The following is a 24,964-nucleotide window of genomic DNA, read 5'->3' as shown; positions in this document are numbered from 1 at the left end:
GATAGTGTAGCATTTGCTATGTGAAAGTAGGACATTACCAGGCTTCAAATTGTAGAAAGCCCGAATCTAACGATTCGGGCTTTTTTACGTCTGCAGAAAAGTGAAATGCGCGCAATTAACATACACTCACATCAACACCTAGCACGTAGGTCGGGCGTAGCGACTCCCGACGTTAAAATCACAACAAAACCCCTCAATAACTCAGTCGGCCAATAAAGTAGCATTTGCTATGTGACTCTCCACCGCTGTGGGCACTACGACATCCTACTGCGTAGCGCACCGACTTCACATTGTAGAAAGTCCGAATCTAACGATTCGGGCTTTTTTACGTCTGCAGAAAAGTAAATGCGCGCAATTAATACTCACTGACATCTACACACATCACGTAGGGCGGGCGAGCATAGCGACTCCCGACGCTGATATACTGCGTAGCGTACCGACTTTATATTGTAGAGCGTCTGAATCTAATGATTCGGACTTTTTTACGTCTGCAAAAAAGTGATTCAGGGATTCCTCTAGAGCGAAGGACTTTTTAGTAAATAATTTATATCGATCAGCAATAATATTTAATCAATTTGAGGGATTAAATCTGACGCTAACTGCGTTAAAAGCCTTATATATGAAACAACTGAATAACGAATTCTTGCCCTTCTTTTATCGACTCCGCTTAGTTATTGCTCTAATCTCAATTTATGATCTGTTCAATTATGTAGTTTATAAAATGTGACATAGTTCGTTTAGATAAAAATAGAATAATAAGGGTTTAATAATGAGTGAAATTGATAATCATCCACATGGCATTTTTTGTTGGTCAGAACTTTGTACACACAATTGGAAAGAAGGTAAGACGTTTTATACATCATTATTTGATTGGGGGTATGACGATCAACCTATTGGGGAGGACATATATTACACCATGCTACAAAAGCAAGGTGGTGATATAGCCGCTATGTATGAAATGCCTAAAGAGCAAATTAGTGAAGGGATCCCAAGTCATTGGTTGGCTTACATTGCCGTCGACAATGTTGATGATTGTGCGCTAAAAGCTAAAGAACTAGGTGCTGAAGTTATTGCCGGTCCTCATGATGTTATGAATGCAGGGCGAATGTTGATGCTAAAAGATCCTGTAGGTGCCACTGTTGCACTATGGCAGGGGAATGAGCATAGAGGTTGTAAGCACTTAGGTGAATTAAACACGCCTTATTGGCATGAGTTAGCAACCAGAAATAGTAAAGTAAGTAGAGACTTTTACTGTGCTTTACTAGGCTGGGAAAGTGAAATAAAGCCAATGGAAGGTATGAACTACACTTTATTTTTAGTAGGTGGACACCCAATTGCCGGTATGCTTGAGATGACAAGCGATTGGCCTGAAGATATTCCTGCTCATTGGATGATTTATTTTGCAGTAGAGAGCTGCGATACAGCAGTAAATAAAGCCGCTAGCCTAGGTGGACAAGTATGTGTTCCTGCAACAGATATCCCCGATGTTGGTCGTTTTAGTGTTATATGCGACCCTCAAGGTGCTGTATTTTCGGTGATCGAATCTGTTATAGATGACGTTTAAACAGTTACATTAGCTTTAGCGTTAATTTACTCGCTAGTTTGTTATAATACTCGCCAATTAAATCGTCAGAAAGTGCAGAGAACGCAATGGAATTTGAACAAAATAGCAATTTAACCCTTCCTTTATTTCTATTAGATGAATCATTAAGTAATAGAGATTTAGAGCAGCCTGATTTTGAAATATCAATTGGACTTGATGATGAGTTACTTGCTCAAATTTGCCAAAATCCAAGTGAAGATAGCAGTGTAGCTATTACCGTTAGCGGTTATGAGTTGCTTATAACTGATTCTCTGTATTTAAGTATATTAGAGCAAGAGCATGATGCGCAGATAACATTAACGCATGGGCCTCTTTTAAGTATTGTTTTGAATACTGAAGGTCAAAAAACATTCGTTTCTCCTCAAATGGATATGATGCCTACCTTCGATTTAGGTGACGAGGACGAATGAAAAAAATAATAATAAGTACATTTGTATTAATTATCCTTAGTGGTTGTGCTTACTTAGGTAATGCACATTACGATGATTTATTTGGCCCTGAACAAGCGCAAGAACGTATCGTTCCACATTCTACCCTTGCTGGAGCTGATTTTTTACAAAACGTAAAACCAGTACTCGATACTCGCTGCGTCGTTTGCCATGGTTGTTACGACGCACCTTGCCAGCTTAAGCTCTCATCCCCTGAAGGTATTGATCGAGGTTTGAGTAAAGAGCTCGTTTACGATGGAACTCGTTTATTGGCAACGACCCCAAGCCGTTTATTGTTTGATGCAACCAATACACAGCAATGGCGAGAAAAAAACTTTACGCCAGTGCTAAATGAGCGCGTACAAAGTGAAGAAGCAAACTTAGCGGGAAGTGTTTTATTTAATAGTTTAGTGTTAAAGCAAAGCTATGAATTACCAACTAATGAAGTGCTAGATGATGAATTTGATTTTTCATTAGGGCGTTCGCAAACCTGTGCAACAATGGGGGAGTTTGACCGATTAGCTGACGAGCAACCTCATGGCGGTATGCCTTATGGTTTACCTGGGGTTTCGCGCGAAGAGTTTAATCATTTACAGAACTGGCTTAAAAATGGCGGTAAAATGTCACATATTGAGCCACCAAGTAAGTATGATCAGAATAAAATAAAGGGCTGGGAAGCATTTTTAAATCAAGATAACTTAAAGTATCAGTTATCAGCACGTTATATTTATGAACATTGGTTTTTAGCACATATTTATTTTACGTCAGAGAATCCACAAAGCTTTTTTAAACTAGTTCGCTCAAGTACGCCTCCTGGTGAGGAAATAAAGTTAATTAATACGCGTCGTCCATACGATGACCCTAAAGTTAGCCGTGTTTATTATCGTTTTATGCAAGAGCGTACAACCATACTTTCTAAAACGCATTTACCACTTGAGCTTAATGAAACTAAATTACTGCGTTTGTACGAGCAGTTTATTGCGCCAGATTATACAGTTACGCAAATGCCGAGTTATGAGCCTAAGTCAGCATCTAACCCATTTAAAACTTTTGAAGTTATTCCTATTAATTCTAAATATCAATTTATGCTTGATGAAGCAGAGTTAATTATTATGGGCTTTATAAAAGGGCCTGTTTGTCGTGGTCAGATTGCTTTAAATGTTATAAATGATCACTTTTGGGTGGCATTTGCTGATCCTGATAAGGTTGCGACTCCTGCTGTAGGGGAAATGCTAATGCAACATGAAGAAGCTCTAGAACTTCCTGCCGCAGAGGAAAGTAATGCGTTACCTATTTCTAGCTGGGTTAAATATTCAGTTCGTGAGAAAAAATATTTACAGGCAAAAGTTGAGCTTGCAAACGAAATGTTCAAAGGTGGCGAGCATCTTACAACTGACTTGCTTTGGAAAGGTGATGGGCATAATAAAAATGCTGCGCTGACTATTTTCCGCCACTTTGATAGTGCAACTGTTGTTAAAGGTTTTATTGGTCAAGAGCCTAAAACCACGTGGATACTTGATTATGCGTTATTTGAACGTATTCATTATTTGCTTGTGGCAGGCTTTGATGTATACGGAAATATAGGCCATCAATTGGTTACACGTTTATATATGGATTTTTTACGTTTAGAGGGAGAGCAAAACTTTTTAGCTCTATTACCTGAGCACAAGCGTAATCAAATCAAAAAGCAGTGGTATCGTAATTCACCACCTGACTTATCTAAGTTCTTTAAAAGTAACCGAGAATTTAGCCAGCCCAGTGGTATTAACTATGAAACTGATGATCCACAGCATGAACTATATACCTTGATGAAAGAAGCCTTAGCGCCAGTTTTAAGTGAAAAATACAACTACACTGAAGTGGCAAAGCCGTTAAATGTAATAAGTGAAATGCCAGCAAAAGCGGTTAACTTATTACCTCAGCTTTCTTTTATACTTGTAAAGCAAGAAGATAATAGCCATAAGGGCTACACTATTATTCATCATAATGCGCACTACAATATATCTAGTTTATTAAACGAAGATGGCCAACGTGCTTATGATGAAGATACCGCGACTATTGTTCCTGGGTTTATCGGAGATTATCCAGCAGCTATTTGGTATTTAAATAACGAGCAGCAAGTAAATGCTTTTGCCGAGCAATTGCCTATGATGCAAATAGAAGCTGATTATGGTGCATTGAAATCTAAGTTTGGTATTCGACGTACTCATCCACAGTTTTGGCAATACAGCGATATATTGCACGATACAGCTAAAAAATATCGTGGGATAGAATATGGAATGTTCGACTATAACCGTTTAGAAAATAGATAGTTAAATAGTTTTATTTTATTAGCCCAACTTTTTAGTTGGGCTTTTTTATTTAATAATCATTATTTAAGCTGCTTATTAGTTCTAAAAAATTGAGCTACACTTAAAACAAAAACAGGGCTTAGTATGTTTAAAGTTGTCGCGAATATCCGTACTCGTTACCGATGGGCATTAATAGCAATAGCACTATTAATAAGCACATCAGCATCACTTATGCAGTATTATTTTTCGGTGCAAAAATACGACGCAAAAATAATAAATATGGCTGGTAAGCAGAGAATGCTTTCTCAAAAAATAGCTTGGCATAGTAATGAGTTATTATTATCGGCAACAAATATTTCTGAGCATACTAAAGCGTTAAAGGCATCAGTCGTATCATTCAAAAAAACTCATAATTACTTACTTTCAAAAAATGCTAATGGAGAGTATCAGTACCTTACACCTAAGCTTATTAAGCTATATACGTTAGCTCCTCATAAACTAGATACCCAAGTTGCAGCATATATCCAGCAAGCGGAAAATTTGCTTTATCAACAAGGCCAAGTAGATAAGCGTATATTCTCTGTAACTGAGGTTGAAGAGCTATTAAAGCAACTAGATCATGCAGTGAATTTATTTGAAGAGCAAGCTGTCCAAAAATTGAACTGGGTATCTAACCTTGAATTATTATTTTGGCTTATGGCGATGTTTTTACTACTTGTAGAGTTAAGATTTGTATTTATGCCAATGGAAAAAGAAATAGGTAACGCATTGTCTAAATACCAAAAACAAAAAGAGTTCGCTCAACAAGTGAGTCAAAATAAAGAGCATTTTATTGCCAGAGCAAGTCACGAATTTAGAACTCCTTTACAGGGTCTTATTACGTCTATTGAGGAGTTAAAGGTTTCTGATACGCAGCAAAGCGTTAAAACCCAAGCTAATTACTGCGCACTTAGGTTAATAGCTATATTAGATGAACTGCAGGACTTGCAAGCTTTAAGTACAGGTAAGTGGGTACCGCAATTTAAAAATGAAAACCTTCTAGAGTCGTGTAATAAAGTACTAATGGCTTACGAGCATGCTTGTCAGCAAAAAGGCCTGAAACTAGTTAGTTGTTTAGATGAATCATTAAATTGTGTATGTAAATTGGATCATCAACGTTTGCAGCATACGCTTACAGAATTAATCAGTAACGCTATTAAGTTTACGACAGAAGGTGAAATTACTGTCTCTGCAAAGCTTTTTAATGATGAACTTTGTGTAACTGTAAGTGATACTGGTTGTGGTTTTTCGAAAGAGATTACTGATCTTGAATTTGACTCATTTAAACAAACAAACCATTTTCAAGGATTAAGAACAGGTCTCACTCGGGTTCAGTATGTTGTAAAGGCGTTGCACGGTGAAATTACCTTCAAAAATAATGAAGCTAATGGAGCGCTGGTATCTTTGCACTTACCAATAATTGCCAGTAAAGCTCTCCCAAACCCTCATAAGATAAATGACAAACTAAAGTGTTTAGTCGTTGAAGACAATCCATTAAATACTATATTACTGACCCGCATACTTAGCTTATTAGGTTTAAGCTATAATTGCGCTGAAAACGGCAAAGTCGCGTGCGATATGGTGAGTGAAAATCAATACGATATTGTTTTTATGGACTTAAATATGCCAGTAATGGATGGGTTTGAGGCGATTAAAAAAATACGCTCTGATCTTAATAAAGTAATGCCAATTATTGTTATAACAGCAAATACTTCACAAAATGATATAGAGCGAGCTTATAAATACGGGGCTAACCTTCATATTCATAAACCAATAAATAAACAAGCAATTAAAGACGCATTAAATAGTATTAGCGTTGTTAGGGCGTGTTGATCTTTGGTAGTTGAATTTGCAGCAGACTGTTTGGTTTTTAGGCAAGGCAGAGCCTATGTAGTGTGGTTATTCCCCATAAATAGGCGATAACGCAGCATAAATACCAAACATGCGCTGCCCATTGGGTTCTTTCTAGGGACGATTAACTCTTTGTTGCCTACATGGATGTAGGTAAGGGGCGTGAGCAGGACGCGGAAGCTTTACTCGGTTTTGACTTATTCTTACATGGATGTAAGCCATTAGAATAACGCAGGAGCAGTTATCGAGCCCACTAGGTTACAAACCTCGCGCCGCGATTTAATCGCCCCTAGATTGAACAAATTTCAATCCACAAAGATCAATACGCCCTAGTGAAATAAATTAATTTTGCAGATAACAAGCTTGCTAAGCTCTTTTAATATGCGTTAACTTGCTGTTTTAAGGTTTATTAGGAAAAGTTAGTGCAGTCAATTACGCTTGAGCAATTTAATGGTTACTTACAAGGGCAAGGCAAAAGTCGTTACGACATATGCAACCTAGATTGGCAAGTGAATCTAGGAGAACATTGGCTGCTTCTAGGTGCTAATGGAGCCGGTAAATCTGCACTGACAGCTGCGTTAGTTGGTGAAGCTAAGTGCGAAAGTGGTAAGCGTATAAGTAGTATTAATAAACTTATGCTCGTGTCTTCAGATTCGCATAAACAGTTACTGGCCCAAGAATTAGAGCATGAAAAGCATAGCCTCGTTAAAGACCTTATATTTGCAGAGCATAGTAATAATGGTGAGTTATTAGCGCAGCTAATAGAATTATTTAAATTTAGCTCATTACTAAATAGGCATTTTAGAGAACTTTCAACGGGTGAAACTCGTAAACTCCTACTTATAAAAGCACTCAACTCCCATAGTGAGTTAGTCGTGCTTGACGAGCCATTTGATGGACTCGACGTACAATCTTGCCAGCAACTTAATAAAATACTCATAGAGCTTAGCCACACGATTACTTTTGTTTTTGTACTAAACCGCCTAGACGAAATCCCTTCATTCATTACTCACTATGGCTATGTAAACCAAGGTTGCTTGTTACATACTTTAGCAAAGCCAAGTAGTGAGCAATTGAGTGATTTACTAAAACTACTTCATTTAGAACATACCTCATTGGATGTACCATCTCCTGATACCGAACAAGAGAAAAAGGCATTCACCGGTAATACCTTAGTTAAATTGAGTAATGCTAAAGTTAGTTACAGTGATGTAAGCATATTCAAAAATCTCAATTGGACTATAAAAAAGCATCAGCATTGGCAGCTTACTGGAGCGAACGGTTCAGGTAAAACATGCCTATTAAATTTAATAACAGGTGATAACCCACAGTGTTATAACAATGACATTGAAGTGTTCGGTTTTAAACGCGGAACCGGGGAGAGTATTTGGGATATAAAACAGCATATTGGTTTTATATCTAACGCGCTACATATGGATTACCGCGTAAGTATATCGGCTTTAAATACTGTTATATCTGGTTTTTATGACAGCATAGGTTTATATCAAAAGCCGAGCGACGCACAAGTTAATATTGCTCAACAGTGGCTGGCATTTATTGGTTTAAGTGATAAACAAAATACCTCATTCACCCAGCTTTCGTACGGCGATCAGCGTATGTTATTAATTGTGCGGGCTATGGTAAAACATCCAACGTTACTTATTTTAGATGAACCTTGCTTGGGCTTAGATGAAGCAAACAGGCAACGTGTACTGCTACTAATAGAGAAAATTTGTGCTGCCAATACAAGTACTGTGATTTATGTAAATCATCATGCGGCAGACAAAATTAAAGGAATAGAGAATTACTTAAAAATGGAAGACTTTCATTAAAAGCTCAGAGAAAGGTTGAGCGAAAAATCACTCAACCCATTTTCATTTTAAAGACGAGTAACGCTAAAGCCTTTATCTCGAAGTTGTTTAAGTAACCCGTGTTTTTCAGGTAAATGCAGAGCGCCTACGGCAATAAATAGTTGCTCGTTTGCTAAACGCGGTGTGAGTTGTTTAACCCAATTATTATTGCGGTTAGTTAGCATTACTTGCTCGCTAATTTCACCATAATTACTGTCATCAAAACTCATGTTGTAGTAATCGGTTAGTGTATCCATATCCCCGTTTTTCCAGGCATTAACTAATTTGATAAAGTAAGTATTAATATCGCTGAGTTGCTCAAAGGTTTCTTCAATCATTTCATTGCTTAATAGCGCCATGCCATCAAACATTTGCAGTTGTTGCTCTAGGGTTTCAAGCTCGCCAATTTTAATATTATGCTCTTTAGCATAACTAAGCACTTGCTTGTCTATGCCGGTTTTATCTGAATAACCTGCATTTTGAAATTCAATTTGCATCATAGTCACCATAACAGCCCAAGGCTTTAAGCCATTAAACATAGCAATATCAATCGACTTTTTAGCAAAGTAATCTTTTAGCTTGGTATAATTTTGCTTTGAAAGCTCAGTTTGTAATGTTTTACCGTCCCTTAGCATCATAAATGGCATTGAACGCTGCTGCATTTCAAGTGGAGTAAGTTTGCTTATATCAACTTCAACAATGACTTCTTTGCTTGCGCTAATTGCATCGGTTACATTTTTAGGTAAGCCTTTCATGCTGGCATCACCAACGTGTACAGTGCCAAATAAGTAAGAGCTGACGCCATTTTTTTCTATTTTATATAAGGCGGGAGCTGCATAGCTGTTAAGGCTAAATGTTATAAGCAATGCCACAATAAAAAAGTGGCTAATACGGGTAAGAGCATTCATGGTTTGTCCTTAAAATCTCGAAGGTTAGTAGTGTAAATACTAACCTAAATTTACTTCAGAGGTAACGTTAATATAAACGTTAACGTATTGCTTTCGGTATTACTGGCCGTGATAGTAAAGCCATTTAAGTTACATAAGCTCTGTACAATTGATAATCCTAAACCATGGCGCTGGTTATTAGTTCTAGATGAATCTAGCTGATAGAGCGGGTCAAAAATAGCAGTGAGCTGTTCACTACTTAGTGGTTTATTTACTTTGTTACTAACAGAGATGGTCATGTTTGTGCTGTTATTTACGGCAGTTAATTTAATTGGTGCCTCAGGGAGTCCATAAAATAGTGCGTTATCGATTAAGTTACATAAAATGGTATTTAAACTAAATTCGTCAGCATTAAGTGTAAACTCGTCAGTTATCTCATTATTTAAACGCGCTTTAATAGTTGGGTGCTTAAAGGTCAGCTCATCAACAATTTGATTTACTAGGTTATTTAGAATGATATTTTGTGCATTTAATTGCATTGCACTGCTACTTGAGCGCTGCAACAGTAATAGGTTGCTAACAATCGTTTTCATACGCTGTGAAATATTAAGCACATCACTGGTATAGGTGTCGCTAATGCGTTTATCGTCAGGGTAGCGAATAGCCACCTCTGAGAGGCTTATGAGTTCAGCTATTGGGGTTTTAAGCTCGTGTGCAATGTCGCTTGTTAGGCGTTTTTCATTACTATAGAGTTGCTGATTAACGGTAATAAACTTATTTAGCTCGTTACGTATAGGTTCTATTTCTTCTACTTTAAAGTCGCTTTCTATTGTTTGCGCAACACCGGTAATATCGAGTAACTTAATTTGGTCGTTTAAGTTGTGTAGCGGGTGCAGGCCTTTATTTACAATACGTGTCACTAAATAGCGCACACCAAACACACCAAGTACACAGGTTAAAATAAAGACCACATCAATAATAATCAGTACTTTATTAAGTTCGGCTGTCGGCGCTGCAATCGCAAGAGTCATGGTATTAAAAACAGCAGAGTGAGTGGGGTTTCTATCGTCTTTTTGGGCTACAAAGTGACTTATAAGTGCGCGGCCATCACGCCCGTTAGGAAGCTCGTAATCTATAATTTTAGATTCGTTTATCGGCATTTCTAAAAAAGGTAGGTTAGCATTTTCATAAAGCGCTAATGAGTCCGAGCGTTCAAACACATCACGGCCATGCCATAATTGGTAAAACTCCGTGGCATCGGCTGCTTCATACTCCGACATAAACTCACCAGCAAAATCAAATTCAACCACGTTGTTGTCATCTTCAACTAAGGTTTTTAAGTAGTTAGCTTTGTTAGTTAAAGACTGATTGAACTGATCTTCCACCCAAGTATCAACACTTAAATCAACGGTTAAAAATATGGTGAATAAAATAACAGAGATCACAGCGCTAATATTATTAACGAGTTTACGTTTTATTGAGTGATTTTTATTTTGTTGTTGCGACATAACCAAATCCACGTTTATTTTTTATCGGGAGCTCGCCATCAAACTGTCTTACTTTTTTACGTATGGTTGAGATGTGTGCTTCAAGCGCATTTTTAGAGAGCATATCAAACTGCCCTACCACCGCTTCACTTATAAGCTCAAGCCCCAATACTCGCTCTGGGGCGTTAAATAAGCATTCTATTATTTTGTATTCATTACGTGTGAGCTCAATGGCATGTTGCTTGTAGTGAAGAGTTTTAAGTGACAGATCTAATACGCAATCACCTACGGTAAGGGTATTTTGTTGGTTTTGCAGTGAACCACGACGAAGTAATGCAAGGACGCGAGCATGGAGTTCTTCAAACGAAAATGGCTTAGTTAAATAATCGTCAGCGCCTTTCATAAGGCCGTTAATTTTATCTTGAGGCTCACTTCGTGCCGATAAAATTAGCACACGGCTTTGGCTATTACTGCTGCGCAGTGCTTGTAAAATACTCATGCCATCAACGCTCGGTAGCATTAAATCAAGTACGAGGAGGTCGTAGTTTCCACTCAGTGCCATACTCAACCCTTCTGAGCCATCACCAGTTTCATCTACGGTAAAACCAAGGTTGCTAAGGCCAACTTGCAAGCTGCGTCTTAGTGCTTCAGAGTCTTCAATAACGAGGATTTTCATGTTTACTCGGTTTATAAAAATAGCCTTGTTACTTTAACAAGGCTTTATTATCAAGTCACTGCAAGAATAAGAACTAATGGTACCAACCATTTGTGTAGGCTAAATTACCCAAGTTCGCATGGGCTAGGGCTTTTTTTACTAATTGCTCATCGTTTTCACATGGCACAAGCTGGTTATTGCTATACGTATAGGTGGTTGCTGGTTTTTGTGGTTGTAACACCACCACTTTATTATCGTGCATGTAGGCAAAGTTTTTGTCGTATTGCATCATTGCGCGTTGTTTGTTGTCGCTAATTGGCTTTGATAAATCATGGCCTATCATAGGGTGCTTACCACTTGCGCCAATCAAAGACAGTAGAGTAACAGGAATATCGAGCTGACTGGCTAGTTGGCTATCTCGTTTATGGGTAATACCTTTACCAAAAATAACGGCCGGAATTTTAAAGTGATCAACCGGTACTAAATTCGAACCCGATACGCGCGAGTCGTGATCGGCAATAACTATAAACACGGTATCATCCCAGTAGCTCGATTTCTTGGCTTTTTCGATAAACGTGCCCAGCGCGTAATCTGCATACTTTGCTGCATTATTACGGGTTTGTTTTTGTTTATCGTACAGCGTTATTTTATCGTCAGGAAAGTCATACGGACTATGATTAGAGCTTGAGAATATAAGGCTAAAAAAGGGTTTGTTTTGATTTTTAAGCTTAGTAAGTTCTATGTCGGCTTGGTCGTACAAGTCTTCGTCTGATGCGCCCCACGAGCCATTAAAGTCTATTTTTTTAAAGTTATTTGTATCTACGATACTTTTAAAACCATTGCCTAAAAAGAAGCTGCGCATGTTATCAAAATGGCTTTCGCCACCATAAATAAACTGTGTATTGTAATTTTGCTTCGCTAAAAAATCAGCAATGGTAAAAAAGTCACGTTGTGATTTATCAAGCTTAACAACTGCACGCGAAGGCGTTGGTGTAAACCCTGTAATTACTGCCTCAATTCCACGTACTGAACGTGTACCCGTGGCGTATAAATTATGAAACCCCCAGCCTTGTTTATAAAGGGCGTCAATATTAGGTGTAAGCGGTAAACCGCCAAGCGTGCCTACATAACGAGCACCTAAACTTTCTTGTAAAATAATGACTAAATTTTTGGGTTTACCTGTATTACTTGCGCCATGAAACGTTTTTGTAGGGGCGGTTACATCACTAAATGTGCCTTGCGTATTTTGCATGTTACTACGCACAATACTAAGTAATTCATCGGTGGGCATTTTACCGTAATAGTCTTGGCTTGATTGCTCATTAGAAAGTTGCTTAACTGCAAACGCGACGCTATAAAGTGAGTTAAGGGTTAAGTCGTTAAGTAAGTGATCGGTAGAAAACGAGACCATGGCGGGGTTAAGTGGTCTGTGCCCTAATGAGTTACGCGCGCCCAAAAAAGTTAAGCATACTAAAACGAGCGCTAAAATTGATTGGTTTAAGCCTGTTAGTGATGACTTGCTTTGCCATTGATTGCTAAATACTTTACTTGCAAATTTACAGCTCAAAACAAGTGCTATAACAACAATAAATACTTCTAACTTATAGCCTGAAAAAATCATTTTTGAGACTTCTTTAGGGTAAATTAAATATTCTATAAATAAGCGGTTAGGGCGCAAGTCGTACTCGTTTATAAACGTAGGCGTAATCACTTCAAAAAAAACGAGTAAAGCAGACATCCCCACTAAGTAAATTTTAATTAGGCCGCGTACTTTATTTTGCCAACCTACGCTTTGCATCAGTAAGGTAAGTAGTAATGCGGGCATAATAATGTAGCTTAGAGTGGCTATATCAACTCTTAACCCACCTATAAATATAGACAACCACGCATGCGATCCAAATACACGCTCCCCTTGCCATACACTTAAACCAAAGCGAGCAAGTGTTAAAAAACTAAGTGCTAAAATAGCAAATACAACAAAAATCCATACAGGGCCAAGTGCATTTTGTATTTTAGGTATTACTTTAAATATTAGCCTCGTTATTTTAGCTATAAAAGTTAGCTTTATGCCCATAACACAGCCCACCAAATAAGTGCGGCAATTAGCATAGCTATAAACACGCTTGCAGAGGCAATATCTTTAGCGAGCCCTGAAAGCTCATGGTATTCACTGCCAATTCTATCAACTACAACCTCAACTGCCGTATTTACCAGCTCAGCAAATAATACAAAAAGCAGGCTGGCGACAAGCAGTAATTTATCCCTTAGTGCAATTTCTTGTAGCCACACAAACACACCGAGTAACGAAAACAGTGCTAGCTCTTGTTGAAACGCCGCTTCAAATCGACTCATCCATTTTAAGCCGTTAAAAGAATGGCTTAAGGTAAAAATAAGGCGCATTAAGCCTTGGCGTTTTATAACGGTTTTATTACTCATATTTTTATTTCGCTTGGTGTTGTTTGGCAGCTAGCAAGTAAATCGAGCGATGCCTGATACGTTTTGCTTTTAATGCCAATTAAATTTAAAAGGGTGTGAAAAATATTGTTGTGTGAGCGTGCAGCAGTGGTGTCTAAATTAGCTAAACAGGTATTGGTAATGCGCTGGTTATGCTCATCAGCCCACATATAAAGAGGAACGTGCGTTTGTGTGCTAGGTGCAAAGTTATACGGAAAACCATGCAGATAAGCACCGCCTTCGCCAAGTGATTCACCATGATCAGAGACATATAAAAACTGCTTATCTATGTTGTTTGGCAGCGCTTTTAATTGCTCAATTACCTGGGCGTTGACAAAGTCGCTGTACGCAATTGTGTTGTCGTAGGTATTAACTAATTCATCGAGTGAGCAGTTTTGAATGTCGCTTCTGTCGCACGTGGGCGTAAATTGCTTAAATTTTTCTGGGTAGCGTTTAAAGTAGGTTGGTCCGTGTGAGCCCATCATGTGGAGGACGATAACGGTATTAGCTTGGTTTAAATTAGCGAGTTTGCGCTTAAGTGGAGCAATAAGCACTTCATCAAAACAATATTTTCCATCGCAAAGCGCTGATGGGGTGGTTGGGATATCAATGTTAACAACACGGGTGCATACGTTTTTACAGCCGCTGTTGTTATCAACCCACAGTACGTCGCTGCCAGCTTGTTGTGCTAAATCAATCAGGTTTTGTTGGTTGTCAGCTGCTAATCGATCAAAGTTATCTTGTGTTTGCAGTGAAAACATACACGGCACAGACACTGCAGTAGCGGTGCCACAAGACGCCACATTATTAAAATACGTCACATTATACTTTTGTGTATAAGGATTGGTGTTACGCTTATAACCTTGATAAGCAAAGTTTTCTGCTCGTGCGGTTTCGCCAACAACCATAACGGTTACGCTGGTGGTGTTAGGCGCAATAAGAGTGGGTGTTGCATCTATATTTTTAAATTCCATATTGGTATACAGCAGCTGATCGCGCATGTATTTATAACCGCTAGAGAGATATTGAAACGGAATAATTTCTTTTTTCAAAATGCGGTTGTTGCGACCAGTGGCTGCGTAATCGGCGTAAAAGTTAGCGACCACTAAAGCAATTAGCGTTAAGCAGGCAATAATAAGTTTTATGCGGCTAATCGCTTCTTGATGAGGGCGAGTAAAGTGTATTTTTACTTTGCTTAATATAAAAACAGGTAGCGCACAAAACAACAGTAAAAAGGCTATGAGCTGCGGGTTTAAATAGCTCAGCGCTTCGCTTGAATCCGTTTCGAACGTGTTTTGAATCATTGAATAGTCAAACACGACGCCGTAATTTAATGAGCCGTAAAGCACGGCGCTAGAAATTATCAGTAAAAGATAGTTAACTGGTTTTAATAACCATCTAACCGACACTATCGAAAAGAAAATAATTAAAAGGCATAACAAAAGCAGTGGCACTGAAAGTAAAAATAGCCATGAAAAAGATGCAAGAGAGGTTATGGCGCTAAACGAACCTTGAATAAAAGGAATGTTTATAACTAAACAGTAATAACAGGCAATCATCACTACAAAGGCATTTGCACTACAGTGAATGTAAAACCGTTTACTACGATTTGGCTTTTTTTGTGCTGGTGTTTGACTAATTACGTTCATATTTAGGCTCGTTTGAAATAACAACGCCATGCTATGCAACAACACTTAAGAGTCGCTTAAGGGAACCTACGCATTACCTGAAGGTGATAAATAATTTTATTTATAAAAATATTCTTAAAAATTAATCAAACCTTAAATAAGGGATATAAGAATAGTGAATTTCTGAGAATAAAATTAGAGCATAAAAAAACCACTACCAGCTTGTATAATGAATTTTAAAACCTGATAAATTGCCTTTTAGTCTTTTTGTTAGATTAACTTTGGTGTTGACTTAAAGGGCCTAGCGCGGTACTAATATAAAAAGAGAGCGAAGGAATAACCTTCGCGATAATTGAACAAAATTTGGTATTAATTACATGCTTACAAACGCACTTAACCTAGTCCTGATTATTATCGTGGTGATTATTCCCGCGAGGGCTTCGTAGTGCTTTAAAAACTTAAGCATTAAAAAAGCCCTCCGCACTTAACCGTTCGGAGGGCTTTTTAGTTTTAAGGGCAAAGTTTTTAGCGTAAAAATGTAATTGGGTTGTCACTGAGGAATGAGGGTTTATTAATGACAGGCGCAGAACTAACAATCGACTTATTGGCCAAACACGGCGTAAATGAAGTATTTGGCTACCCAGGCGGAGCTATTATGCCAATTTACGATGCGCTGTATGGCGCGCCAGTCAAACACTACCTTACTCGTCATGAGCAAGGTGCAGGGTTTGCAGCTGTTGGTTATGCTCGCAGCACGCGTAAATTAGGTGTGTGTTTTGCAACATCGGGCCCAGGTGCAACTAACTTAATAACTGCCCTTGCTGATGCGATGATGGACTCAGTACCATTATTGGCGATTACCGGCCAAGTGCCTACTGCAGCTATTGGTTCAGATGCGTTTCAAGAAATAGATGTACTAGGTATGTCGCTTTCGTGTACTAAGCACAGCTACATGGTAGAACGAGCGGAAGACTTAGCAGAGATATTACAAGAAGCTATTCATTTAGCGCAAAGCGGCCGACCAGGTCCTGTACTTGTCGATATCCCAAAAGATATTCAAATGGCGCAAGTACCTTTTAAGCCTTGGCTTGCAGCTGATGAATACTTACCTGAGTTAGATTTAAAGCAAGTTGCTATTGCTAATCAATTGTTGAGTGAGGCTAAACAGCCTGTAGCGTACGTAGGCGGTGGTGTACAAGCCGCTGATGCGCAAGACGAGTTAATGCAGTTTTTAAATAAAACCCAGATGCCTGCTGTATCAACACTAAAAGCATTAGGCAGTGTGTTACCTGACTACGAGCATTACTTAGGCATGCTAGGTATGCATGGTGGTCAAGCCGCTAATATTGCCGTGCAAGAATGTGATGTACTTGTGTGTATAGGTGCGCGCTTTGATGACCGCGTAACGGGTAACTTAGCTAAATTTGCAGCTAAAGCTAAAGTAATTCATTTAGATATTGATGCCGCTGAAGTCGGTAAGCGAAAACCTGCTAAAGCTTCATTAATTGCTGATTTAAAAACGTCGTTACCTGCACTTGAGTGCTTTGTAACACCTAAAGCGTGGTGTGACACAAATAAAGAAATGAATATCAAGCACGCGTGGCGTTACGACTACCCAGGTGAGAAGGTTTACGCACCGTACTTATTAAACCAACTGAGCCAACGCATGCCAAAAACTGGCGTTGTGTGTTGCGATGTAGGTCAGCATCAAATGTGGGTAGCACAACACATGAAGTTTACTCACCCGAGTAATCATTTAAGCAGTGGTGGCGCAGGCACGATGGGCTTTGGTTTACCGGCTGCTATTGGCGCACAAGTAGCACGCCCTGATGACTTTGTTATCACTGTATCGGGCGATGGCTCAATCATGATGAATATTCAAGAATTGGCCACGATTCGCCGTAATAATTTACCTGTAAAAATATTAATTTTAGATAACCAGCGCTTGGGTATGGTTCGCCAATGGCAAGAGCTATTTTTTGAAGGACGTTACTCTGAAACTAACCTTTCGGACAACCCAGACTTTGTGCAACTAGCTGCTGTATTTGGTATCCCAGGGCAAACAATTACCCACGCTAACCAAGTTGATGATGCTATTACAGCATTAGTTAACAGCAAAGGCCCGTACATAGTACATGCCTGTATTGATGATAAAGAAAATGTTTGGCCACTTGTACCACCTGGGGCTGCTAACGACGAAATGATGACGGAGAAAGCAAAATGAAACACAGCCTAACTATTGCATTAAAAAGCCAAAGTATAGCGGTAGAGCGCTTTTTACGAGTGGTGCGTCATCGTGGTTTTAACCTAACGCATTTTCAGCTCAATATGGATGATGGCTTATACAACGTAGCCATGACGGTAGATAGTGATAAACCTATTCACCTATTAACCAGCCAGCTAAACAAGCTGGTGGATGTAAAAGAAGTCACTTTACAAAATTTACAGCACCAACAGGCTGTGTAATTACGAATTACAAAATAATTTACGAGTAACTGAGTCACTAGGTTATTCACCAATTTTAGAATGAGGAATGCCCGCTTATATTGCGGCAAAAACTGAGGTAACTATGGCTAAATTAAGAAGTGCAACAACAACTGAAGGACGTAAACGTGCAGGCGCAAGAGCATTATGGCGCGCAACAGGTATGACAGACTCTGATTTTGGTAAACCGATTATTGCCGTAGTTAACTCGTTTACACAATTTGTACCAGGGCATGTACACCTTAATCAGCTTAGTGAGCTTATGGGTGAGACAATAACCCAAGCCGGTGGCGTTCCAAAAGAATTTAATACCATTGCTATTGATGATGGCATTGCGATGGGACACGGCGGTATGCTTTATTCGCTGCCTTCACGCGATTTAATTGCTGACTCGGTTGAATACATGGTAAATGGTCACTGCGCCGATGCGATGATCTGTATTTCAAACTGCGACAAAATTACCCCTGGGATGATGCTTGCAGCGCTACGTTTAAACATACCGGTGATATTTGTATCGGGCGGTCCAATGGAGGCGGGTAAAACTAAACTTGCTAACATAGACATTAAACTTGATTTAGTTGATGCCATGGTTAAAGGCGCAGATGAGTCGGTAAGTGATGCAGATTCAGAGCAAGTAGAGCGTTCTGCGTGTCCTACATGTGGTTCGTGTTCAGGCATGTTTACTGCAAACTCAATGAACTGTTTGTTAGAGGCAATAGGTTTAGCACTTCCGGGTAACGGTACCACGCTAGCCACCCATAAAGACCGTAAACAACTGTATGTTGAAGCGGGTGCTCGTATTGTTGATTTATGTCGTGAGTATTATCAAAAAGATAATCAAGATGTATTGCCCCGCGCTATCGCTAACAAAACAGCCTTTATGAATGCAATGGTTGTTGATATTGCAATGGGCGGCTCGTCAAATACCGTATTACATTTACTCGCTGCTGCGCAAGAGGCCGGCGTTGATTTTGATATGTCGCATATTGATGCGCTTTCTCGTAAAACACCGTTTTTATGTAAAGTTGCACCAGCAACACCAGAGTACCATATTGAAGATGTACACCGTGCTGGTGGCATGATGGCAGTTGTACGTGAGCTTGGTAAAGCGGGCTTAGTTGACATGTCAGTGAATCATGTCGCTGGGTCAACAATGGCTGAGCTTGTTAAAAAATGGGATGCAACCGACCCAACTAACGAGGTAGCGCGCAAATTTTACCGTGCGGGTCCTGCGGGCATTCGTACTACTAAAGCAATGAGCCAAGAGTGTCGCTGGGATGAAGGCGATAATGACCGTGTGAATGGGTGTATTCGAAGCGTTGAACACGCTTTTCGCCAAGACGGTGGTTTAGCTGTGCTTTCGGGTAATTTAGCGGTTGATGGTTGTGTTGTAAAAAGTGCTGGCGTAGTTGACGAAATGCTACATTTTGAAGGCACCGCCATTGTATACGAATCACAAGATGATTCAGTTGAAGGGATTTTAAATAACGAAGTAAAAGCCGGCGATGTAGTGGTTATTCGTTATGAAGGCCCTAGAGGCGGCCCAGGTATGCAAGAAATGCTATACCCAACAAGCTACTTAAAATCGAAAGGCTTAGCTGAAAAGTGTGCTCTTATTACAGATGGTCGCTTTTCGGGTGGTACTTCGGGTTTATCAATTGGCCATGTATCGCCAGAGGCGGCGAGTGGTGGTGCAATCGCTTATGTTGAAAATGGCGACAAAATCATTATTGATATCGCAACACGTGAAATCACATTAGCGCTAAGCGATGAAGAACTTGAGGCACGTAAACAAAAGCAATTAGCACGCGGAAAAATGGCGTACAAGCCAGTTGATCGTGAGCGTTATGTATCGTCTGCTTTAAAGGCTTATGCATTACTTGCAACAAGTGCCGATAAAGGCGCAGTGCGCGACTTAGCTAAATTGGAGGCGCTTAGTTAATTATGGTCTCTCAAGAGCTCGATTATTTTCGCGCTATTATTCAAGCAAACATGGAGCCTTTGGCTAAAGTTACTGAGGTTAGCGAAATGGCTGAACTCAGTAAAAAGCTAGGTAACCATGTTTGGTTAAAGCGTGAAGACCAACAGCCCGTGTATTCATTTAAGTTACGCGGTGCGTATAACAAATTAAATAAATTACCTAAAGGCTCAGTGGTTATTACTGCTTCTGCGGGTAATCATGCTCAAGGGGTTGCATTGAGTGCATCTCACCTTGGGCATCAAGCAACTATTGTAATGCCAGTAACAACGCCTGAAATAAAAGTCAGCGCAGTGCGCGCACTTGGCGGTGAAGTTGTATTACATGGCCATCATTTTGATGCAGCAAAAGCATATGCGCTTGAGCTTACAGAGCAGCGTAACGGTATATTTGTCCCGCCATTTGACGATCCGGATGTCATTGTTGGTCAAGGCACTGTAGCACGCGAGTTAATGCAGCAATTAAACGAGCTTGATGCTGTGTTTATTCCTGTTGGCGGCGGCGGTTTACTTGCTGGTATGGCGGTTTACATTAAATCGTTGCGTCCAGATATAAAAGTAATTGGCGTAGAAGCCGACGAAAGTGCGTGTTTACAAGCAGCACTTGAAGCCGGTAAGCCAGTAGAGCTTGATCGCGTTGGTAGTTTTGCCGATGGCGTAGCGGTTAAAATTATTGGCACTGAAACATTTCGTTTAGCGCAAAAGTTTTGCGATGAAGTTGTAACCGTTACTAGCGATGAAATATGTGCAGCCATGCAGGATATTTTTGTATCTACGCGTGCAATTGCAGAGCCATCAGGTGCACTTGCAACGGCTGGGCTTAAAAAGTGGAGTCAGCAGTCGGGGTTAAAAGGACTACATTTAGCGGCTGTGCTTTCGGGTGCTAATTTAAACTTTGATCGCCTGCGTTATGTTGCAGAGCGCACTGCGCTGGGTGAAAAAAACGAAGCGCTATTAGCGGTTACTATTAAAGAAGAAAAAGGCAGTTTTAAACAGTTTTGTGCTTCTTTAGGTGGCCGTGCTATTACTGAATTTAACTACCGTTATGCAGGGCCTGGTGAAGCACAAATATTTGTGGGCATTGCTCTGCGCCAAGGCGAGCAAGAGCTTAATGAGTTAAAGCAAGACTTAACAAATAACGATTATCAATTTTGCGATTTGTCGGATAACGAACTCGCTAAATTACATGTGCGTTATATGGTTGGCGGAAAAGCACCAGAGCAATTACATGAACGTTTATTGCGTTTTGAATTTCCTGAGTATCCGGGTGCGCTTGCACGCTTTTTAGATACTTTAGGCAGCAATTGGAACATTACCTTATTTCATTATCGTAATCACGGTGGTTCGATGGGGAATGTACTGGCAGGTTTTGCTATTGAGCCGAGTCAGTATGAAATGTTTAACGAGCATTTGAATCGCTTAGGTTACAGTGTACAAGATGAAACACAAAATCCGTGTTTTACCCAATTTTTAACATCAAAACCGCAAGCAGAAAAAGCCGAAAAACTCGCCTCAGTATAACTCTTCTTCAAAGGCAGGCACCTAACTAGGGTGCTTGCTTTATTACACGTTTTACATATAGTTACAGGTAATCGTCATACTTTTTGAGGACACCTATTTGCTATTTAAAGGATTAATCATTGGATTGTGCTTTTTTTGCAGCCATATCGCGGCGCAAGAATCAGTCACATTACAGCTAAAATGGACACATCAGTTTCAGTTTGCTGGCTACTATATGGCTAAGCAAAAAGGCTTTTATAATGAAGCGGGCCTTGATGTAACTATTAAACAAGCTAATCCAATGAAACCTGATACCTTTGGTCCTGTGGCCAGTGGCGAAGCACAATTTGGTGTAGGGCATTCCGGTATTTTACAGCAACGTATTAATGGTCAGCCTTTTGTTGCAATGGCAGCCTTATTGCAGTTTTCACCTTATTGCTGGATGGTAAAAGACACGTCTGATATTTTTCACCCTCGTGACTTTGTTAATAAACGTATCACTGCTGTGAGCAAAAATGACGGCACCGAGCTACTTATTATGCTTAAACGCAGTGGCGTTGATGTAGATAAACTCAAAGTTTACAATGGCGAAAATTTTAACCAGGCTTGGATTGAAAACAAGCTAGATGCTATGCAAGTTTATGTTACTACAGAGCCTTATTATATGACTCAACAAGGCGTAGCTCATCGGCTTGTTTGCCCACAGCGTTATGGTATGGATGTATATAGCGACATTTTATTTACCAGCGAAAACATGCTTAAGCAAAATCCACAAACGGTCGAAAAATTCTACCAAGCGAGCCTAAAAGGTTGGCGCTATGCAATGATGAATATGGATGAAGCCATTGCAGTCACCCAGCAAAACTATGCACCGAGTAAGAGCTTTCATCAGCTCGCCTTTGAGGCTGAAGTACTAAAAAGTTATATAACCCCACCCACTACCAGTTTAGGGCATATGTCGATAGCAAAGTGGCGTTTAATTGCTGGCTTATATGGCATACAGCAAAACGAATTTGACGAAGTGAAATCTCACTTTATTTATAAATACCAAGAGCCAGAAAAGATGCAATTATCATGGATGCTTATAGCAGCTATTTTGGTGAGTATTATTTCAATACCTTTGTATTTACGGCTGATTTTTAGCCAAAAATAACTGCTTAATGAGAGCTCACTGAGCTGATATAATTAATTGTCTTTTTATTTTTTAAGCTGTTATGACTTTAGCCGAGCAATTTTTTGCACTTGATTCACTTTTGATGCGCCATCGTCAGTATTGGCAGTGCACCGCATTTGATTTTGACACTATTCCTTGGCCAGAGCTGCAAGGCATACTTAACGAACTAACTGATGATCAGGTAACCGTTCTTGATAACGATCAAAATCAGCTATACCAATTTTTTAGCCAACACATAAACCAACTTGATGAACTTGCTAAGCTATGTGATTTACCTAGCTCAGCACACTCTCGAGCTGATTATCCGTTTTGGATAAGTAACGGCATTAAAGGTCGTAAGTTTGATCAGTTACAAGATTTTGTATCTGCACTACCTAATACTAAGCAACCAGTTTTAGAGTGGTGTGCGGGTAAAGGACACTTAGGGCGAATGCTTGCTTTTAATGGCGCAAGTGATGTGCATAGTATTGAACTGCAACAAAGCTTATGCGAGCAAGGACAAAAAAGTGCACAGCAACAAGGCTTGGCAATGCACTTTAGCCAAGCAGATGTATTAAAAGAGGATATCACTCAATTTTTTAATGCTGATATGCATGCCGTAGCGCTACACGCATGTGGTGGTTTGCACCAAGCATTTATGCGCCAAGCAAGTTTAGCGAAAGTACAGCAAATTAGCTTTTCACCTTGTTGCTATCATTTATTTACGGCTAATGAGTACCGTGTAATGAGTGAGGTTGCAAACCAAAGTGAGCTTAACCTAACGCATCGCGATTTAAAGCTCGCATTACAAGAAACCGTTACAGCGCCTTCTCGTCTGGAAAAAGTACGTAAAACAGAACTAGAATGGCGGCTTGGTTTTGACGCACTTAGAAAATCGATTACTGGCGAGCAATATTATGTAAGCGTACCTTCGGTTAACAAAGCTATATTCTCAGATTCGTTTAAATCATTTTGTGTATGGGCTGCAGATAAAAAGGCAACAAACCTACCTCAAGATACTGATTATAATAAATATTTAGATATTGGTGTTGCTCGAAAAAAAATAACTGACCGAGTTGAACTGGTTCGACATGTGTTCAGAAGAGCAATTGAAGTTTGGCTTGTGCTCGATCGTGCTTTATATTTGCAACAGCAAGGCTATCAAGTAAGCGTTAAAACGTTTTGTGAAAAGCAGTTAACGCCTCGTAATATTTTGATTCTTGCTAATATCCATTAAATTTCCGTCCTCGACTTAATAAGAGATGCAATGAGAAAGTTAAAAAATTTATTCGATAACAATAAACGTTGGGCTGCACGTACAAGCGAAGCTGATCCTGAGTTTTTTAAAATTTTATCTATGCAACAAAATCCAGAGTATTTATGGATTGGTTGTTCAGACTCTCGTGTACCTGCTAATCAAATAGTTGATTTATTACCAGGCGAATTATTTGTGCATCGTAACGTTGCAAACGTGGTTGTACACACTGACCATAACTGTTTGTCGGTTATGCAGTACGCTGTAGAGGTTTTAAAAGTAAAACATATCATGGTAGTAGGTCACTATGGCTGTGGTGGCGTACAAGCCGTTTTAAACAATGCAAAATTTGGCTTTATTGATAATTGGCTACGCCATGTAGGGGATGTAAAAGAAAAGCATCTTGAACAACTTGATGCAATGCCAGAAAGCGAACGTTTAAGCCGCCTTATTGAGCTAAATGTAATTGAGCAAGTGCGTAATGTATGCCGTACTAACATTGTGCAAGATGCGTGGGAGCGCGGCCAAGAGCTAAGCGTTCATGGTTGGGTTTATGGTTTAGAAAACGGCCATCTTCATGATTTAGAATCTGTAGTAACGTGCGCGAGTGAAGAAACGCAAAGCTACAAAAAAGCAGTGCAGCACGTACTTAATAAAGTGGGCGAAAATAAATAAATTTATGACTAAAACGGCGATATTAATAGGTGCTACAGGTTTGGTCGGTAATGAGTTGCTACATAAGCTACTTAAGAGCGATCGTTATACCAAAGTGGTTACGTTAAGTCGTCGGGCTTTGCCTATTACACACGCAAAGCTAGTTAATCACGTTATTGATTTTGAAAAATTAACTCAATACGTTGAGCTTTTTAAAGGTGACGTATTGTTTTCGTGTTTGGGCACAACCCGTAAACAGGCGGGCTCTACACAAGCTCAGCGTAAAGTAGATTTTGATTATCAGTTTATAGCGGCTCAGTTAGCGGCATGTAATGGTGTTACGCATTACTGCTTAGTGTCATCAAGCGGGGCGAACACGCACAGTAATAGTGCTTATTTGAAAATGAAGGGTGAGCTTGAGCAACATATAAAAGCACTCCCTTTTGATAAAATAAGTATTTTACAACCATCTTTATTATTAGGTGATCGTGAGCAATTTAGAGTGGCAGAAAAGATAGGCAGTATTATTTTTCCTGTTATTACACGATTTGCGTTTTTAAAGCGTTACAAACCAATAACTGGCGAGCAAGTTGCGCAAAAAATGCTGAGTGTGAGTTTAGCGCAGCAGGCTAAGTTATTTTATTATGTGCTAGATGAGCTATTTGAATAAACTTAGTAAAACGCAAAAGGCAGCCTAAGCTGCCTTTTTTGTACACTAAATTAATACCAATTTTATTAAAAAAATGATCATTCTAGCGTATTAAATAA

Annotated in this window: 19 protein-coding genes; 13 read left to right on the top strand and 6 right to left on the bottom strand. The window is 39.5% G+C overall.

Annotated features, from left to right (window positions below; genetic code table 11):
- The first annotated feature begins 769 nt into the window (after positions 1–769).
- The 5 genes from I6F47_RS03430 to I6F47_RS03410 all read left to right on the top strand — a co-directional run bounded on the left by I6F47_RS03430 (position 770) and on the right by I6F47_RS03410 (position 8,044).
- On the top strand, positions 770–1,564 hold the full coding sequence (locus I6F47_RS03430; protein ID WP_197183322.1) for a VOC family protein: 795 nt from the start codon (positions 770–772) through the stop codon (positions 1,562–1,564).
- Positions 1,565–1,650: 86 nt separating this feature from the next.
- A complete protein-coding gene (locus tag I6F47_RS03425; protein ID WP_165728076.1) occupies positions 1,651–2,013 on the top strand; it encodes a hypothetical protein in 363 nt (120 codons plus the stop codon).
- Positions 2,010–4,343: a fatty acid cis/trans isomerase gene (locus tag I6F47_RS03420; protein WP_165724898.1), complete on the top strand. Its 2,334-nt coding sequence runs from the start codon at positions 2,010–2,012 to the stop codon at positions 4,341–4,343. Before I6F47_RS03425 ends, I6F47_RS03420 begins: the two co-directional genes overlap by 4 nt.
- Before the next feature lie 123 nt (positions 4,344–4,466).
- Positions 4,467–6,194 carry a response regulator gene (locus I6F47_RS03415; protein ID WP_197183321.1) on the top strand — a complete coding sequence of 576 codons (1,728 nt, stop codon included), beginning with the start codon at positions 4,467–4,469 and terminating at the stop codon, positions 6,192–6,194.
- A gap of 440 nt (positions 6,195–6,634) precedes the next feature.
- Positions 6,635–8,044, top strand: coding sequence for an ATP-binding cassette domain-containing protein (locus I6F47_RS03410; protein ID WP_197183320.1), 1,410 nt, complete (start codon positions 6,635–6,637; stop codon positions 8,042–8,044).
- A 47-nt stretch (positions 8,045–8,091) separates the two neighbouring features.
- Here I6F47_RS03410 and I6F47_RS03405 read toward each other — a convergent pair whose 3' ends face one another.
- The 6 genes from I6F47_RS03405 to I6F47_RS03380 form a co-directional block, all read right to left on the bottom strand.
- Positions 8,092–8,970, bottom strand: coding sequence for a TraB/GumN family protein (locus tag I6F47_RS03405; protein ID WP_165735246.1), 879 nt, complete (start codon positions 8,968–8,970; stop codon positions 8,092–8,094).
- Between the two features lie 50 nt (positions 8,971–9,020).
- Positions 9,021–10,457, bottom strand: a complete 1,437-nt coding sequence (locus tag I6F47_RS03400) for a sensor histidine kinase (RefSeq protein ID WP_197183319.1) — start codon at positions 10,455–10,457, stop codon at positions 9,021–9,023.
- Positions 10,438–11,112: a response regulator transcription factor gene (locus I6F47_RS03395; RefSeq protein ID WP_007377292.1), complete on the bottom strand. Its 675-nt coding sequence runs from the start codon at positions 11,110–11,112 to the stop codon at positions 10,438–10,440. Before I6F47_RS03395 ends, I6F47_RS03400 begins: the two co-directional genes overlap by 20 nt.
- Before the next feature lie 73 nt (positions 11,113–11,185).
- Complete coding sequence (locus I6F47_RS03390) at positions 11,186–13,165, bottom strand: LTA synthase family protein (protein ID WP_197183318.1); 1,980 nt, start codon at positions 13,163–13,165, stop codon at positions 11,186–11,188.
- The gene (locus tag I6F47_RS03385) at positions 13,156–13,527 is read right to left on the bottom strand and encodes a diacylglycerol kinase (RefSeq protein WP_008137717.1); all 372 of its coding nucleotides are present in this window, start codon (positions 13,525–13,527) and stop codon (positions 13,156–13,158) included. The genes I6F47_RS03390 and I6F47_RS03385 overlap by 10 nt, the downstream gene beginning before the upstream one ends.
- Positions 13,524–15,194 carry a phosphoethanolamine transferase gene (locus tag I6F47_RS03380; protein WP_197183317.1) on the bottom strand — a complete coding sequence of 557 codons (1,671 nt, stop codon included), beginning with the start codon at positions 15,192–15,194 and terminating at the stop codon, positions 13,524–13,526. The genes I6F47_RS03385 and I6F47_RS03380 overlap by 4 nt, the downstream gene beginning before the upstream one ends.
- Before the next feature lie 553 nt (positions 15,195–15,747).
- Between I6F47_RS03380 and ilvG the strand changes: the two genes are divergently transcribed.
- From ilvG to I6F47_RS03340, 8 genes are all read left to right on the top strand, one after another.
- Positions 15,748–17,397 (top strand): acetolactate synthase 2 catalytic subunit, encoded by a 1,650-nt coding sequence (ilvG, locus tag I6F47_RS03375; protein ID WP_007582116.1) that lies wholly within the window; start codon positions 15,748–15,750, stop codon positions 17,395–17,397.
- Positions 17,394–17,639: an acetolactate synthase 2 small subunit gene (gene ilvM / locus I6F47_RS03370; RefSeq protein ID WP_010553831.1), complete on the top strand. Its 246-nt coding sequence runs from the start codon at positions 17,394–17,396 to the stop codon at positions 17,637–17,639. The genes ilvG and ilvM overlap by 4 nt, the downstream gene beginning before the upstream one ends.
- A 103-nt stretch (positions 17,640–17,742) precedes the next feature.
- Positions 17,743–19,599: a dihydroxy-acid dehydratase gene (gene ilvD, locus I6F47_RS03365; protein WP_010553830.1), complete on the top strand. Its 1,857-nt coding sequence runs from the start codon at positions 17,743–17,745 to the stop codon at positions 19,597–19,599.
- Between the two features lie 2 nt (positions 19,600–19,601).
- Positions 19,602–21,155 carry a threonine ammonia-lyase, biosynthetic gene (gene ilvA / locus I6F47_RS03360; protein WP_007582109.1) on the top strand — a complete coding sequence of 518 codons (1,554 nt, stop codon included), beginning with the start codon at positions 19,602–19,604 and terminating at the stop codon, positions 21,153–21,155.
- A 97-nt stretch (positions 21,156–21,252) separates the two neighbouring features.
- Positions 21,253–22,287, top strand: a complete 1,035-nt coding sequence (locus tag I6F47_RS03355; protein WP_197183316.1) for an ABC transporter substrate-binding protein — start codon at positions 21,253–21,255, stop codon at positions 22,285–22,287.
- Positions 22,288–22,348: 61 nt separating this feature from the next.
- Positions 22,349–23,524: a methyltransferase gene (locus I6F47_RS03350; RefSeq protein WP_197183315.1), complete on the top strand. Its 1,176-nt coding sequence runs from the start codon at positions 22,349–22,351 to the stop codon at positions 23,522–23,524.
- Positions 23,525–23,554: 30 nt separating this feature from the next.
- Positions 23,555–24,217, top strand: a complete 663-nt coding sequence (gene can / locus I6F47_RS03345; RefSeq protein WP_007582103.1) for a carbonate dehydratase — start codon at positions 23,555–23,557, stop codon at positions 24,215–24,217.
- A gap of 4 nt (positions 24,218–24,221) precedes the next feature.
- A complete protein-coding gene (locus tag I6F47_RS03340) occupies positions 24,222–24,866 on the top strand; it encodes an NAD(P)H-binding protein (protein ID WP_007582101.1) in 645 nt (214 codons plus the stop codon).
- Positions 24,867–24,964 lie beyond the last annotated feature (98 nt).

It is taken from the genome of Pseudoalteromonas sp. NZS37, from assembly GCF_015864265.1.
Lineage (GTDB): Bacteria > Pseudomonadota > Gammaproteobacteria > Enterobacterales > Alteromonadaceae > Pseudoalteromonas > Pseudoalteromonas arctica.
Note: the sequence above shows the minus strand (reverse complement) of the source record. Positions and strands in the feature narration are given on the sequence as shown.